The sequence below is a fragment of the Sphingobium sp. KCTC 72723 genome, assembly GCF_014280435.1.
Lineage (GTDB): Bacteria > Pseudomonadota > Alphaproteobacteria > Sphingomonadales > Sphingomonadaceae > Sphingobium.
This window is the reverse complement of record NZ_CP060388.1, coordinates 3,278,778-3,294,378: the sequence shown is the minus strand read 5'-3', so window position 1 is coordinate 3,294,378 and position 15,601 is coordinate 3,278,778. Positions and strand designations below refer to the sequence as shown.

Below are 15,601 nucleotides of genomic sequence, written 5' to 3'. Positions count from 1 at the left end.
GTGACCCCGGACATATCCCGGCGTCACTGTAGGAGGGGGTTGTTCCCCTGTCCGTTGCTTAGGCCAATTCTGCACAGGTGGCTAGATATAATTTGCACAGGAGGATAGTTTTTGTGATCTGCAAGCCTGTTGGTTGACAGTCGATAGAGCAGCTATATTCTATACCATGATGCAAAATTAAAAAGAGGATGCCGTTGCGCCCGCGATTCGCGGCGGCAGCGTGCAGACAGGAGAGCGCGCCCCCCATGGAAACCTTCGCCGCCCATCCGGTTCCGCCCCATGTTCCGCCCCATATGGTGGGCGATTTCAGCCTGTTTACCTCGCCCGGCATGGCCCCCACGCCCAATGGCGATCCGCAGGCGGCGAGCGCGGTGGTGCATGACGGGCCGCCGATTTTCTATTCGCCGGTCAATACCCGCGACGGACGCGGCACATGGGTCATCACCCGCGCGCAGGACCAGCGCCGCGTGCTGCAAGACCCGGAGACTTTCTCCAGCCATCGCAGCATCTTTGCCTCAGCCTTGGGCGAAAGCTGGCCAATGATCCCGCTAGAACTGGATCCGCCCGAACATGGCAAATTCCGTTCGCTGCTCAACCCCCTGCTGTCGCCCAAGCGCGTGATGGCGCTGGAAAGTGCCGTGCGCGAAAGGGCGGTGGTGCTGATTGACCGGATCGCGAGGGCAGGCACTAGTTGCGACGTGATGAAAGACTTCGCTTTCCCCTTTGCAGTCAATATTTTCCTGCGCTTTCTGGGGTTGCCTGACGACCGGCTGGACGAGTTCGTCGCCTGGGCGACCGATCTGTTCCATGGCGACAATGTGAAACGCCCGGCAGCAGCGCGCACCATCATCGCCTTTATCGATAATCTGGCGGCGCAGCGCCGCGCGGAGCCGGTCGAGGATTTCATGTCCTTTCTGGTGCAGTCGAAGATCGATGATCGGCCGCTGACCGATGCGCAGATACGCGGGACCGGCGTGCTGCTGTTCGTCGCGGGGCTGGACACGGTGGCCGCCGCGATCGGTTTCGACCTCAACTATCTGGCGCGGCATGGCGATGACCAGCAGCTATTGCGCGGCGATTCATCGCGTATCGTTCTGGCGGCGGAAGAATTGCTGCGCGCCTATCCCACGGTGCAGATGATCCGGGTGGCGACGAAGGACGTGGATTTTGAGGGCGCACCGATCCGCAAGGGCGATTATGTGTCTTGCGCGACGATGATCGCCAATCGCGATCCGGCCGAGTTCGACCATCCCGAACGGATCGACCTGGCCCGCGAGGATAATCGCCACACCGCTTTTGCCTATGGCCCGCATCGTTGCCTGGGATCGCATCTGGCGCGGCGGGAAATCGTCGTGGCATTGGAGGAATGGCTGCGGCGAATTCCCGATTTCCGCATCAGGGAAGGGACCGCGCCGGTCACTTATGGCGGCCATGTATTCGGGATCGAAAATCTGATCCTCGACTGGTCCGCAACGGGGGAAGCATCATGAAAATTATCGTGCATCGCGACAAATGTCAGGGCCATGCCCGCTGTTGGGCGATGGCCCCGGCGATTTTCGAACTGGACGACGAAGGCTATATCATGGCCGGGGATATTGAGGTGGCGGAAGCAAACGAAAAGCTGGCCTGGCGCGGGGCGAAATCCTGCCCGGAGCGGGCGCTTGAAATCGTGGAATGAGGGGAAAGGGGCTATTTGAAAAATGCGCAAACGATCGCATTTTCAAGAACTGCACCGGCCCTCTGTCACAACCCGGCCGCCCATAGAATATCCTGATTGAGAGGCCGGGTGGGGAGAGAGGGCCGGTGCAGCAGAATGGGCCTCAGCACATTCTCAAACAGACTCTCACGTCCTTATCCAGACGCCCTTGGTTTGCAGATAGGCGTCGATATGTTCGCTACCGCCCTCGCGCCCATAACCGCTCATCTTGTAGCCGCCGAAGGGAACGGACGGGTCCATCGCGAAATAATGGTTCACCCAGATCGATCCGGCGCGGATGCGCTTTACCGCCGTCATCGCCTTGCCGATGTCCCTGGTCCACACGCCCCCGGCCAGCCCGAAGCGAGTGGCGTTGGCGCGCGTGATCACTTCGTCCAGATCGTCGAAGGGTAGCACGCAGGAGACGGGACCGAAAATCTCTTCCCGCGCGATACGCATATCGTCGCGCACGTCGGCAAACAGGGTAGGGGCGACCCAATGGCCCTTGTCCAGATCGCCGCCGGTGACGCGATGCCCGCCGGTGACGAGGCGCGCGCCTTCCTGCGGACCAAGATCGAGATAGGACGCCACGCGGGCATATTGTTTGGCCGACACGAGCGGGCCGATGACCGTTTCGGGGTCCAGGCTGGGGCCGATTTTTAGCGTGGCGGTAAAGGCCGCAATGCGCGCGATCATTTCCTCATAGACCGGACGCTGGACGAACAGGCGGGTGCCGGCCGCGCACACCTGTCCCGAATTGTTGAACACGCCCATCGCGGCGGCGGGGGTGGCAAGGTCCAGGTCCGCGTCGGCAAAGATGATGTTGGGGGATTTGCCGCCCAGTTCCATCGTCACGCGCTTCACTGACCCGGCCGACGCGGCGATGATCCGCTGGCCAGTTTCGCACGATCCGGTGAAGGCGATCTTGTCGACATCGGGATGGTCGGCCAGCGCCGCGCCGGTTGCGCCAGCGCCCGTAACGACATTGACGACGCCCGGCGGCACACCTGCCTTCAGGCATAGTTCGCCAAAGCGCAGCGGGCTGAGCGAGGCGTCCTCGGCGGGTTTCAGGACGATGGTGCAGCCGGTGGCCAGAACCGGGCCGACTTTCCACGCGGCGCTGAACAGCGGACCGTTCCACGGGATGATCGCACCGACCACGCCGATCGGTTCGCGCAGGGTGAAGGAAAGGAGATCGACCGGCGCGCTGTTGGACAATGTTTCGCCATGGATTGACGTGGCGGCCCCTGCGAAATGACGGAGCGATCGCTCCACCATAGCGCGCAGGCCGCGCGCGGCGGTGATCGGGCGGCCCATCTCGATACAGTCGAGCAGGGCCAGATCCTCAAATTCCGCATCGACCAGTTCGGCGAGTCGCAGCAGTACCGCCTGCCGCTCTGCGGGCTTGAAGCGGCTCCATGGTCCGTCGAAAGCGGCACGGGCGGCGCGCACGGCTCGGTCCACATCCTGCGCGCTGGCCAATGCCAGGTCGGCGACCCGTTCGCCGGTGGAGGCGCTGATGCTCTGGAAGGTTTCGCCCGACAGGGCGTCGACCATCTGGCCGTCGATCAGCAACCGTTTGGGCTTCCCGTCGAGGAAGGCGGGGCGGCGGGCTTCGATCATGGACAAGTCCTTCAGGCAAGAGCGGCCTGGGCGCGGCGCATGGATGCGCGACCCAAGGCAAAGAGAATGACGGCGGGCAGGGCGACGCAGATGACGCTGGCGATCAGCGAATAGCCGACCTTCATTTCATCCCCCATCACCAGCGTAGTGACGATGCCAATGAAGGCGGGGCCACCCGCCATGGCGATCAGGCCCGACACCAGCACATAGAGCGCAGACACGCGCCCGCGCATATGTTGTGGCGTGACGACCTGAACCGTGGCCGGTCCCATGCTGGACGTCGAGAGAATCAGCGCCATGAAACACCAGTAGCAGGCGACAGTCGCCCAGGGGCTGGTGACGAGGAAGGCAGCGATACCGAAAGGTGCCGCCGCCGCGACTGTCATCATGCACCAGAAAAGATGCGCGTCGCGCCGCCCGCGCCGATAGAGGCGATCGACGATCCAGCCATGGACGGGAATCATCGCCGCCGCCGCGATCTGGGCGATGCCGATCACCGGGCCGATCTGCCCCGGCTGCCAGCCATGGATGCGGGCGAGATAAGTGGGCGTCCAAAGCTGAAACCCGATGGTGACGGCATAGGCCAGGCCGAAACCCACGAACGTCGCGACATAAAGCGGCTTGTGCAGGCGCAGGAACGCCCATGCCTCGCCATAGCCTGCGCTGGCCGATGCCGACTTGCGCCGGGGCGGTTCGCGAAAGACGAACACGAGCAGCGCGAGCAATATGCCCGGTGCGCCGGTCATGATGAACACTTGTTGCCAGGGCTGGAGCAGGCCGAAGATGGGCCAGATGGCCGGGCCGGCCTTCATCGCGGCGGCGACGATCGGCCCGCCCAGCAGGAACACGATGCCCGCGCCCATGACGCCGCCCATGATGAACACCGACATGGCGAGCGAGACGCGATGTGGCGGAAAACTGTCCCCGACGATCGAGTAGCTGCCAGTGCCGAAACCGGATTCGCCCGCACCCACGCCTGCCCGCGCCATGGCCAGCGCAGCGAAACTGCCCGCAAGACCGCAGGATGCCGCCGCGATGCTCCATAACGTCACCGAGAGATAGAGGACGACCCGGCGGCTGTAGCGGTCCAGCGCCATGCCCAGCGGAATGGCGCACAGGCAGAACAGGACGGCAAAGGCTGGTCCCTGCAACAGGCTGATCTGAAGGTCGGACAGACCAAGATCGCGTTTGATCGGCCCGACCATCAACGCCATGATGTTCCGGTCCGTCAGCGACAATATGTAAAGCAGGAACAGGATGGCGACCGTCAGCCACGCCATGGGCGGGGTCGGGTAATCGCCAACCGAATCGCTGTTGGGGGCATCGGCCGGGAGCGGAGGGGCGGACATGTCGTCGGTTGCGGGCGGCAAAGCCATTCTCCTATACTATCGGCCATGCCCGGCCTGCATATCGGCACGGTTTCTATGGGTCGCCCGGCGTAGCGGCGCGACGCCTGTATAACGCATATTTCTGCACCATGGGTCAATATCCTATCTTTTATCGGGCAGGAGGACAAGGCGGCTTGCCCGTTTCCCCCCGGCGTTGCCGCAAGGTCACTATGGAGGGCCAAACATTTACCCATGGTGCAAATTTGGTTGACATGCAGCGCCATGGGCTTATCAGTAAATATGCACACCGGGATAATAATCAAAACGCCGGGCGCAAAGCCCGGCACGGCCGTATCCAGGGAGAGGAAGAACCGATGTCCAAGCAACAGATTTTCGTGTCAACATTGGCGCTGAGCGCCAGCATGATCGTCATCGCCGGTCAGGCAATGGCGCAAGATGCCGCTACGGCTGCCGCACCGCAGGAGGCCGCTGCCGCCAGCGCACCTGATATCATCGTTACCGGATCGCGCATCGTGCGCGACGGCTATACAGCGCCCACGCCGGTCACGGTTGCAACGACGCAGGACCTGGCCAGGACGACCCCATCGGGGATTGCTGACGCGCTCAACAAGCTGCCGCAATTCTCCAATTCGCTTAGCCCAGGCAAGTCGGCCAGCAATTTTTCCAACGCGCCGATCCACGGTAACGTGCTGAACCTGCGCAGCCTTGGCACGCCCAGCAACAACCCCAAGGGGCCGTTGCGCACGCTGATCCTGTTTGACGGTATGCGGGTGTCGCCTACTTCCTATGTCGGCACGATCGATACCAACGTCCTGCCCCAGTTACTGGTGGAGCGGGTCGACGTGGTGACAGGTGGCGCATCGGCGGGCTATGGTTCGGATGCTGTCGCAGGTGTCGTCAACTTCATTCTGGACAAGGATTTCACCGGGCTGAAGGGCGTCGCCCAAGCCGGTATTTCGCAGGAAGGTGACAATGGCAACCAGCGGCTTGGCCTGGCCTATGGACAGGATTTTGCCGGGGGCCGTGGCCATGTGCTGATCAGCGGCGAATTTTCCAACAATGAAGGCATGTTGCGCAGCGACCGTGATTTCGCGACCAAGGGTTATACCTATGTCGGTAGCGTGGTGGGTTGCACCGTGCCGACCGGCACGCCGGCATCGGCCTGCTCCCCTGGCGGCGCGCTCAATCCCTATACGATCGGCACCGACATCCGTATCGCCAGCGCGGTCGCGCCCAGCTCAAACGGCCGCATCGTCGGATCCAGCGTGGCGGGTAATCCCTTTGTCGGCCGCGTCATCAACAATGACGGATCGACCCGTCCGTTCGTGCAGGGCGGAGCGACCGGCACCGGCGGCTTCTCGGCGGGAGGCGATGGCTATAATATCCCGGCGACCGGCCATGCGATCGCGCCGTTCAAAACCTACCAGGCGTTCGGACGGCTGAGCTATGACCTGACCGACGACATCAATGCCTATGTTCAGGGCGGCTGGTCGCGTGCCGACATGCGCTATCGCACGCAGGTCAATGCGCTGGTCCCCACAGGACAGCAGGTCAATATCTACAAGGGCAATCCCTATCTGTCGTCGGCACTGGCCGTGTCGCTGCCCACCGCCACGGACTTCATCAGCGTGGGTCAATATGATGCGGGCCAGCCCTCACCCGTTGCTGACGAACGTACCGACTACTGGATGGCGACGGCGGGCCTGAGCGGCAAGATCAGCGGGCTGGACTGGTCGGTCGGCTATTCGCATGGCGACAGCACGCACAGCATGGCCAATTCGGGCCTTTATGATAACCGCAAGCTTTATGCCGCCGCCGACGCCGTGGTCAATCCGGCCAATGGCCAGATCACCTGTCGCGTGCTGCTCGACCCCACGGTCGCCAGCCAATATGCCGGTTGCACGCCAATCAACGTGCTGAACGGGGATCCTTCGCGCTCCACGCCTGCGGGCTATGCCTATGCCACCGGCACGTCGCGGTACAAGGCGACGGTCAAACAGGACTCCTTTACCGCCAACCTGTCCGGCAGCCTGTTCGATCTGCCCGCCGGACCAGTCGATTTCGCGGTCGGTGCGGAATATCGCAAGCAGACGTTGGACCTGACCAGCAATGCCGCGCCTGCACTGCTCGACACGGCGGCGGAACGCAGCGCCTATTTTGCGGGCCTGCGCGGCGTGCCTGCCACATCGCTCTTCTACTGGCTGACCAATGTCGGCACAGCGCAGGGCAGCTTGAACGTCAAGGAAGCCTATGCCGAACTGGCGGTGCCGCTGCTCAAGGATACGCCTTTCTTCCGTGAACTCAGCGTCAGCGGTGCGGCGCGCATTACCGATTATTCGACGTCCGGCACAGTCAAGACGTGGAAAGTGGGCGGCACCTGGAAACCGGTGGACGACCTGTTGCTGCGCGGCGCGCTGTCGCGTGACATTCGCGCGCCCAACCTGTTCGAGCTATATGCAGGCGCGCAAAGCGGCATCGGCATCGTCAACGACCTGCGCACCGCCAATGGCAGCTATGGCAGCGGCCTGAACCAGAATGTGAACACGATCACGGCGGGCAACACCAATTTGAAGCCGGAAAAAGCCAGGACGCTGACCATCGGCGGCGTGCTGACCCCGTCCTTCCTGCGCGGCGTGTCGCTATCGGTCGATTATTACCGGATCAAGGTGTCGAACCTGATCGACAGCCTGTCGGCGCAGCAGATCGTCACCAACTGCTATAATGCGGGCGGTTCGGGCGTGGCGGAATGTGCGTTGATCAGCCGCACGACCCCCACCAGCCTGCCATCGCTGGTCAGCATCGTGCCGGCCAACATCGCCTTCCTGAAAACGGCAGGCGTGGACATCGACGCCAGCTATCGCACAGCGCTCGGCAACGGGGCGCTGGGCGTGCGCCTCTACCTCAACTATCTCGACAAGTTCGAATCCCAGCAATATGTCGGCGCACCGATCGCTGACTATACCGGCGTCAGTGTGGTCGGCAGCAACCCGGCGGGTTTCCCGCGCTGGCGCGGCAACTTCACGCTGGATTATAGCAACGGGCCGTTCGGCATCACCCTGTCCGAACAATATATCCACAAAATGCGGCTGGACATTCCCGGCGGCCCGACGGCGATCCAGTTCGTCAATCCCAACGTCAAGGCGGTGTGGTATACCGATCTGGCGGCCCGCTTCACCATTCCCAACGGCAATGGCAATTTCGAGCTGTTCGGGAACGTCAACAACCTGTTCAACAAGAAGCCACCGCTCATCCCTGGTACGGTGCCGGGCGTGAACCTGCCCACCAACATCGCGGTCTATGACTTTATCGGTCGCGCCTTCACGGCGGGCGTGCGCTTCAAATTCTGATCCTTTTTGAGCGGGGCGTCCGGGTCATGCAGCGTCATCACGCTGCATGACCCGGATGTGTTTATCATGCCGAAAAACACCGATCGCCCCAGCGCACGTCAAGCCCGTCGGACACGACCCCGGCGGTGGAGCGCGTCAGGATGGTATCGACATAATGCCATTCCCCGCGCACCCGGTCGGGCGTGAGTTGCAAGGAGACATAGCCGCGACGGCTGGTGTCGGCATAAGCAAGGCCCGGATTGGCCTGCCACAGCGCCTTGGCAAAATCTTTCGGGGCGACGGCGGGCAAATAGGTTTCGAACCCCGGCGAAGTCACCGCATGGCCCGCATATTCCACGCCCACGGCGCGACCGTCGTTCGTCAGATTATTGCCCCATGCGTTATGGCTGTCCCCTGACAGGACCACCAGATTGCTGTCCGCCGCCTGCGCCGCGTTGAGCAGCCGTTCGCGCGCGGCAGGATAGCCATCCCACGCATCCATGTTGAACGGCAGCCCCGCGCGCGCCGCCGCGACCATGCCCATCATTGCCCTGCGCACCTGCGGCGATGCGCCATCGGCGGTCCATGAGTCGAACGTTTCGGGTGCGCGGATCGTGCCTATGACGATCTGCTGCGCCAATATCTGCCAGCGGGTGCCGGACCTGACCGACTGTTGCAGCCCGGCGTGCAGCCATGCCTCCTGCTGCGCGCCCATGACCGTGCGGTCCTTCGCGCTCCATGGGCCATCGCGGAAATCGGCCAACGCCTTGGCCAGGTCGCCCCGGCCCGCGATCGCTTCGTCCAGATCCAGTTGCCTGTCGCGCGCGGTGATGCGGGTTTCGGGACGGAACAGGGTGGCGAGCGAACCGATCTGATAGCTGTCATAGCGCTTGTCGGACACCGGCATCCATTCGCGATAGACTCGCTCCGCCACCGCCTTGCGCATCGCCCAGTCGCCTTCGGTCGCGGGCTGATGATTTTCCGCGCCGTCCTTCCAGGCGTCGTTGGTCAGTTCATGGTCATCCCATTGCCCCAGCATCGGGAACGACTGATGCAAGCGCCGCAAATCGGGGTCGGCGCGATAGGAGGCATGGCGCAGGCGATAGTCGGCCAGCGTCACCATTTCATTGGCGGGCAGGACGGATCGCCCGGCGACATCCTTCGTCGGATAGATGCCCGGCCCATATTCGTAGATATAGTCGCCGACATGGACCATCAGGTCCAGGTCGCTGCGCTGCGCCGCATGGCCATAGGCGTTGAACCAGCCGAACGGCATGTTGGAACAGGAAAACAGCCCGATGCCAAAGCGCGGCGTATCGCCATCGGGCAGGGTGCGGGTGCGGCCAATGTCGCTGATCGCACCATCGGGCGTGACGAAACGATAATAGTACCAGCGGTCGGGGACCAGCCCGTCGACCGTCAGCTTGGCGCAATGGTCATGCTGCGCGCTGGCAACGACATCGCCGCCCGCAACGACTGTGGTGAAGGCTACGTCGCTTGCCATTTCGCACCGCAACCGGCTGTCCCCGCTGCCGACATGGCGCGTCCATAGCAGCACCGACCGCGCCGAAGGCTCGCCGCTGGCAACGCCATGGGTGAAGCCGCGCGCGCCCAGCAATTGCGCAACGCCCGGCGTGGCGAGCGCGGCCAGGCCGAATACGCCAGCCTGCAACAGCAGGCGCCGGTCCATCATGATGGTCATTGTCCGTCCCCGAAGCGTTGGTCCTGACGGGGCAACTAATCCGCAGCGATGACGGGGCGATGACGATCCTCTAAACGCTCACGCCGTCCCACAGCGCGCCGACCGCTTCCAGCAGCTGGGGCGGATTGAACGGTTTGCCGACGATTCCGACATGGTCGAACCCGGCGGGCAGATGGTCGCTGCCATAACCGCTGACGAACAGGAACGGAATGCCGCGCGCGGCCAGCGCATGGGCGACGGCATCGACAGCCTCCCCCTGCAAATTGCCATCGACCAGCGCGCCGTCGATCGGCAGCCGGGCGATCATTTCCAGCGCGCTGTCGACCGTAGCGGCCGGACCGATCAGGGTGACGCCCGCATCCTCCAATATCGCGGCCAGTTCGAACGCGATCAGCGTCTCATCCTCGACCAGCAGCACGCGCTTGCCCTGCAACATGGGCGTGATGGGGGAGAGGTGCGCCTGTGCGCCATCCTTGCGCGGCTTCGCGCGCGGGCCGCGATGCCGCGCACCGGCCAGATAGGGCATGGTCAGCGTCCATCCCATGCCATCGTCGCCGTAACGCGGCACGGCGCTGCCGCCATCGGCGCGCAGGCTGCGTTCGATCAGCGCGGTGCCAAAGCCCCGGCGCGATGGCGGCGCGACGGCGGGTCCGCCCAGTTCGGCCCAGTCCAGCACCAGTTGATTGTCGCTGACGGCCCATGCCAACCGCACACGCCCGCCCGGCACCGACAATGCGCCATATTTATGCGCGTTGGTGACCAGTTCGTGCAGCACCAGCGCCAGATGCAGCGCCGGTTCGGGCGGCAGGTCCAGTTCCGGTCCCACCGCTTCGAACCGGTCGGCGTCGATCGTGCCGATGGACATTTGCCCTTCGACCAGATCGCGCAGGCTGGCGACCTGCCATGTCGCGCCGCTCAGCAGCGAATGGGCGCCCGCCAGCGCGTGAATGCGGCCAATGAAGGTCGGCGCGAAATCGGATGGGCCGGCGGAATGGCGCAGCGTCTGGGTCGCGATTGCCTGCACCGACGCCAGCGTGTTCTTTACCCGGTGGTTGAGTTCGCCGATCAACAGCTTTTGCATATCCTCGCCGCGCTTGCGGTCGGTGATGTCCAATATCTGGAGGTTGACCGAAAACAGGCGGCCCGCGCCATCGCGCAGCGCCGAACAATAGCATTCGCAATCCAGCGCCAGCCCCTCGGCACTGTGAAAGCGCAGGGTGCGGGTGGCGCGGGGCAGCGCGCCTGCGATCATCTCGTCCATCAGCGTCGCAAAATCGGCCGATTGCGCCGCGTCCAGCCATTTGACCTCGGCCGCGCTGAACCCCGCGACTTCGGCCGCGCGCCACCCGAACATGCGCTCGGTTCCCTTGGACCAGGCAATGATCCGCTGGTCCGCGCCCAGTTCGACCAGCGCGAGGGGCGAATTATCGCCATGAGCAGTCAGTCGCGCCAACGCAGCGGCATGATCGTCGCGCTGCCGCGCCAGTTCCTGCCGTTGCCGGAACAGCTCGACGAAGATGTCCACCTTGCTGCGCACGATCTGCGGATCGACGGGTTTGAGCAGATAATCGACCGCGCCCGTTTCATAACCGCGAAACTTGCGCCGCTCGTCCGTCGCCACGGCGGTCAGGAAGATGATCGGCACCCGGCTGGTCCGTTCGGTGCCGCGCATCAGTTCGGCCAGTTCGAACCCGTCCATGCCCGGCATCTGCACGTCCAGCAGCGCCAGCGCCACGTCATGCACCAGCAGCATTTCCAGCGCCTCGACCCCCGACCGCGCCTGCAACAATTGCACATCGTCACGGGCCAGCAGCGCGTCGAGCGCGGCCAGGTTCGCCGGAACGTCGTCCACGGCCAATATCGTTACGCGGTCAGGCTGCATCACCGTTCTCTATCAGGCTCTTACTGTTGCGGCGGAATATCTTTTCGCTTTCGTCGAAATCGGCAAAGCCGTCGGCATGGCGGGAAAAGCGCAGCGTTTCCTTCGACCCCAGACCCAGAAACCCGCCCCGCACCAGCGATTCCCCGAACAGGCCCAGCGCCCGGTCCTGCAACGCCCGGTCGAAATAGATCAGCACATTGCGGCTGGACACCAGCTGCACTTCGGAAAACACTTCATCGCTGGCGAGGTTATGGTCGGCAAACACCGCGCGACGCCGCAGACTCTTGTCGAACACCGCCGCGCCATAGGCGGCGGTATAATAGTCCGAAAGGGAGGTCAGCCCCCCCGACCGGCGGTGATTTTCGGTGAAATGGGCGATATGGTCCAGACTGTAAATGCCTGCTTCTGCCCGCTCCAGCGCCGCCGGGCTGATGTCGGTGCAATAGAATATCGTGCGATCTTCCAGCCCTTCCTCACGAAACAGGATGGCGAGCGAATAAAATTCCTCGCCATTGGCGCAGCCTGCGATCCACACCTTGATGGAAGGATAAGTGCGCAGATGCGGGATCACTTTTTCGCGCAGCGCGCGGAAATAGGCGGGGTCGCGGAACATCTCGCTGACCTGAATGGTCAGGAACCCCATCAGTTCGGCAAAGACCGCCCCGTCGCGCAGGATGCTATGTTGCAGGTGCGACAGGCTGTCACATCCGAAACAGTGCCGCGCGCGGACCATGCGCCGGTGCAGCGATCCGCGCGAATAGCCGCGAAAATCATAATGATAATGCCGCCAGATCGCCTCCAGCAGCAGGTCCAGTTCAATTTCCTCGTGCGGCGCGATGGCCGCATCTGGGGTCAGCGCGGCATCCATACGCGCACCAGACTGAGCAATTTGTCGACGTCCAGCGGCTTGGCCAGATAATCGTTCGCGCCTGCGTTCAGACATTCCTGCTGATCGCGCGCCATCGCCTTGGCCGTCAGCGCAATGACGGGCAGGGTCTTGCCCCATGGCTTGCTGCGGATTTCGCGGGTGGCGGTCAGCCCGTCCATTTGCGGCATCATCACGTCCATCAGCACCAGATCCACCGGCGGCGCGACACCGCGCGCCGATTCATCCAGCGCGGACAGCGCTTCCAGACCATTGCGCGCGATACGGACATGCACCCCATGAGGCTCGAAAATGCTCGTCAGCGCATAAACGTTCCGTATGTCATCCTCGACCACCAGAATTTGCCGCCCGGCCAGCGCCTCGTCCCGGCCCAGCGACCGGGCGATCAGCAATTGCTGGGGTTCGGGCAATTCGGACACGACCTGATGCAGGAACAACGTCACTTCATCCAGCAGCCGTTCGGGCGACTTGGCCCCCTTGACGATGATCGACTTGGAATATTTGCGCAGCCGAAATTCCTCGTCCGCCGACAGGTCGCGTCCGGTATAGACGATGACCGGCGGAAAACCGACGCTTTCGTCCACGCTCAACCGTTCCAGCAGGTCAAGGCCGCTGGCGTCGGGCAGGTTGAGGTCCAGCACCATGCAATCGAACGTCTCGCGCCCCAGCATTTCGAAACATTGCGCCGCCGAATGGGCCTCCAGCGTTTCCACCTCACGCGACGCAAGCAGCAGCTTGATGCTGTGCGCCTGTTGCGCGTCATCCTCCACCACCAGCACACGGCGCATCCGCTGCGCCATGCGCGCCTCCAGCCCTTCGAGCATGTCGATCAACTGTTCGCGCCGCACCGGCTTGAACAAATAGCCGATCGCGCCGCTGGATAGGGCGGCCCGGCTGTCATCGTCGACCGATACGACATGGACGGGAATGTGGCGCGTGCGCACGTCGCGCTTGATCCGGTCCAGCACCGACAGGCCGGTATGATCGGGCAGGTTCATGTCGAGAATGACGGCGTGCGGCAAATATTGCCGCGCCATCAATGCGCCTTCATCGGCGGTCCCGGCGATCAGGCACTGGAAACCCTGTTCATGGGCGATGTCGCACAGGATGCGGGCGAATACCGGATCATCCTCCACGATCAGGATGACGCGGGCGTCGCCCGACAGGGCTTCGCGGTCATCCTCCGCCACCGGCACCGCGCGCAGGCGCGGCGGGGTGGGGTTGGACGGGCGCGGACGCGCGGGGTCGTTCGGGGATAGCGAGGGGACATGCGCGCGCGACGGATCGAAATGTTCGGGCAGGATCAGGGTGAAGGCGCTGCCTTCGCCCGCCACGCTTTCCACCATCACTTCACCGCCCAGCAATCGGGCCAGTTCGCGCGAAATGGAAAGGCCAAGGCCGGTGCCGCCATATTTGCGGCTGACCGTCCCGTCCGCCTGACGAAATGCCTCGAAAATCAACTGCTGCTGTTCGGCGGGGATGCCGACCCCGGTGTCGCGCACGATGAAGGCGATGCGGCCATCGTCCCGGCGCGCGACGCTCAGGGCCACTTCGCCATGGTCGGTAAATTTGATCGCGTTGGACAGGAAATTCTTCAGCACCTGCTCCACCCGTTGCAGGTCCGTCTCAATCTCGCTGGCGTCATTGCTGCCGCTGACAGTCAGCGCCAGTCCTTTGGCCTGCGCGGCCGGCGCGAAAATCGCCTGCAACTTGTCGAGCGCGGGGGCGATCCGCACCCGGCGCGGCTGCAATTCCAGCTTGCCCGCCTCGATCTTGCTGATGTCCAATATGTCGTTGATCAGCATCAGCAGATCGTTGCCCGACGTTTCGATCGTTTCGGCATGACGCACCTGATCGGCGCTCAGATTGCCACCGCGATTTTCCGCCAGCAACCGCGCCATGATGAGCAGCGAATTGAGCGGGGTGCGCAATTCATGGCTCATATTGGCCAGAAATTCGGATTTATAGCGGCTGGCCTGTTCCAGGTCGCCTGCCTGATGTTGCAACGCGCTCTGGCTGCGGGTCAGGTCGTCGCGCTGGATTTCCAGTTGCCGGGCCTGTTCCTCCAACTGCGCGTTGCTTTCCTCCAGATCGCGCTGCTGCTGCTCCAGCCGGGCGGCGGCATCCTGCAACTGTCGGCTCTGGGTTTCCAGCTCGTCATTATTGGCGCGCAGTTCCGCGCTTTGCGCCTGCAATTCCTCGGCCTGCTGCTGGGTTTCGTCCAGCAATTCGCGCAATCGCGCGCGATATTTGCCCGACCGGATCGCCACGCCCAACTGGATGTTGGTGCGCGCCAGCAATGGCTGCGCCAGTGTCGCGCTGGCGCGGTCCAGCCCCAGTTCGATCACCGCATTGACCACGCCGTCCGCGCTGGTGGTGGCGATCAGCAGCGCGGCGGGTTTCCCCCGGCCCAGCCCGGACCCGTAACATAGATAGCCGTCCGGCACATCGTCCAGCAATATGGTGCGCCCGTCGCGCGCCGCTTCGGCCAGCAATCCGTCGGACGGCCCGAACCGTTCCGGCACGCCGCCATCGGCTGGCACGCCATAGCTGGCCTGACGGGCAAAGCCCTCGCCATTGCGGATGAACAGCGCGCCGGCCTGCGCGCCCAGATAATCGGTCAGGAATGTCAGCGCGCTGCGGGCCAGTTCGTCCAGCGGCTGTTCACCACTCACGGCCTTGGCCAGTCCCACTTGCCCCGCCTGAAGCCATTCTTCCTGCGCAATGGCATTGCGATTGCGGATGAAGAAAAAGCCGACGATCGCCAATATCCACGCGACCACACTCCCCAGCGTCCGGTTGAGCGCGGCGACGGTCGGGTCGATGCCCGGCGGGGCCATGGTGAAACCGGCGATCATCAACAGCGTGGCGATGGCCGCGACGACCGGCGGCACGATCGCGCGCGGCGCGAGATAGGCCAGCACGGCGGGCAGCAGATAGGCGATCCAAACCGCCGTCCCCAACGGGAACAACAGGTCCGCCGCAAAGGGCAGCACCAGCAGCAGGGTCAAAAGGGCATAGACAGCCGCCGACTTGTTACGGTCTCGAAAGGAAAACATCTGCATACTCAATAGATTACGCCCCTTCATAGGATGGCGGCGGCGATTGTCCACATGGGGCAGGGGGAAGATGTCAAA

General features: G+C 63.4%; 9 protein-coding genes. 3 read left to right on the top strand and 6 right to left on the bottom strand.

The annotated features are described in order from the left end of the window. Positions 1–245: 245 nt before the first annotated feature. Positions 246–1,490: a cytochrome P450 gene (locus SPBM01_RS16015; protein ID WP_188062602.1), complete on the top strand. Its 1,245-nt coding sequence runs from the start codon at positions 246–248 to the stop codon at positions 1,488–1,490. Beyond that, the gene (locus tag SPBM01_RS16010; protein ID WP_188062601.1) at positions 1,487–1,678 is read left to right on the top strand and encodes a ferredoxin; all 192 of its coding nucleotides are present in this window, start codon (positions 1,487–1,489) and stop codon (positions 1,676–1,678) included. The genes SPBM01_RS16015 and SPBM01_RS16010 overlap by 4 nt, the downstream gene beginning before the upstream one ends. A 165-nt stretch (positions 1,679–1,843) precedes the next feature. On the opposite strand, the gene SPBM01_RS16005 is transcribed toward SPBM01_RS16010, so the two are convergent. Both SPBM01_RS16005 and SPBM01_RS16000 read right to left on the bottom strand, forming a co-directional pair. Continuing rightward, on the bottom strand, positions 1,844–3,319 hold the full coding sequence (locus SPBM01_RS16005; protein WP_188062600.1) for an aldehyde dehydrogenase family protein: 1,476 nt from the start codon (positions 3,317–3,319) through the stop codon (positions 1,844–1,846). Between the two features lie 11 nt (positions 3,320–3,330). Then, complete coding sequence (locus SPBM01_RS16000) at positions 3,331–4,695, bottom strand: MFS transporter (RefSeq protein ID WP_262504215.1); 1,365 nt, start codon at positions 4,693–4,695, stop codon at positions 3,331–3,333. 326 nt (positions 4,696–5,021) lie between these two features. Here SPBM01_RS16000 and SPBM01_RS15995 point away from each other — a divergent pair, with 326 nt between their 5' ends. Next, positions 5,022–8,015 carry a TonB-dependent receptor domain-containing protein gene (locus SPBM01_RS15995; RefSeq protein WP_188062599.1) on the top strand — a complete coding sequence of 998 codons (2,994 nt, stop codon included), beginning with the start codon at positions 5,022–5,024 and terminating at the stop codon, positions 8,013–8,015. 64 nt (positions 8,016–8,079) lie between these two features. Here SPBM01_RS15995 and SPBM01_RS15990 read toward each other — a convergent pair whose 3' ends face one another. The 4 genes from SPBM01_RS15990 to SPBM01_RS15975 form a co-directional block, all read right to left on the bottom strand. Beyond that, positions 8,080–9,696: an alkaline phosphatase D family protein gene (locus SPBM01_RS15990; protein WP_188062598.1), complete on the bottom strand. Its 1,617-nt coding sequence runs from the start codon at positions 9,694–9,696 to the stop codon at positions 8,080–8,082. Positions 9,697–9,766: 70 nt separating this feature from the next. Next, complete coding sequence (locus SPBM01_RS15985; protein WP_188062597.1) at positions 9,767–11,578, bottom strand: response regulator; 1,812 nt, start codon at positions 11,576–11,578, stop codon at positions 9,767–9,769. After that, the gene (locus SPBM01_RS15980) at positions 11,568–12,446 is read right to left on the bottom strand and encodes a CheR family methyltransferase (RefSeq protein WP_188062596.1); all 879 of its coding nucleotides are present in this window, start codon (positions 12,444–12,446) and stop codon (positions 11,568–11,570) included. Before SPBM01_RS15980 ends, SPBM01_RS15985 begins: the two co-directional genes overlap by 11 nt. Continuing rightward, a complete protein-coding gene (locus SPBM01_RS15975) occupies positions 12,431–15,523 on the bottom strand; it encodes a response regulator (RefSeq protein ID WP_188065766.1) in 3,093 nt (1,030 codons plus the stop codon). The genes SPBM01_RS15980 and SPBM01_RS15975 overlap by 16 nt, the downstream gene beginning before the upstream one ends. Positions 15,524–15,601 lie beyond the last annotated feature (78 nt).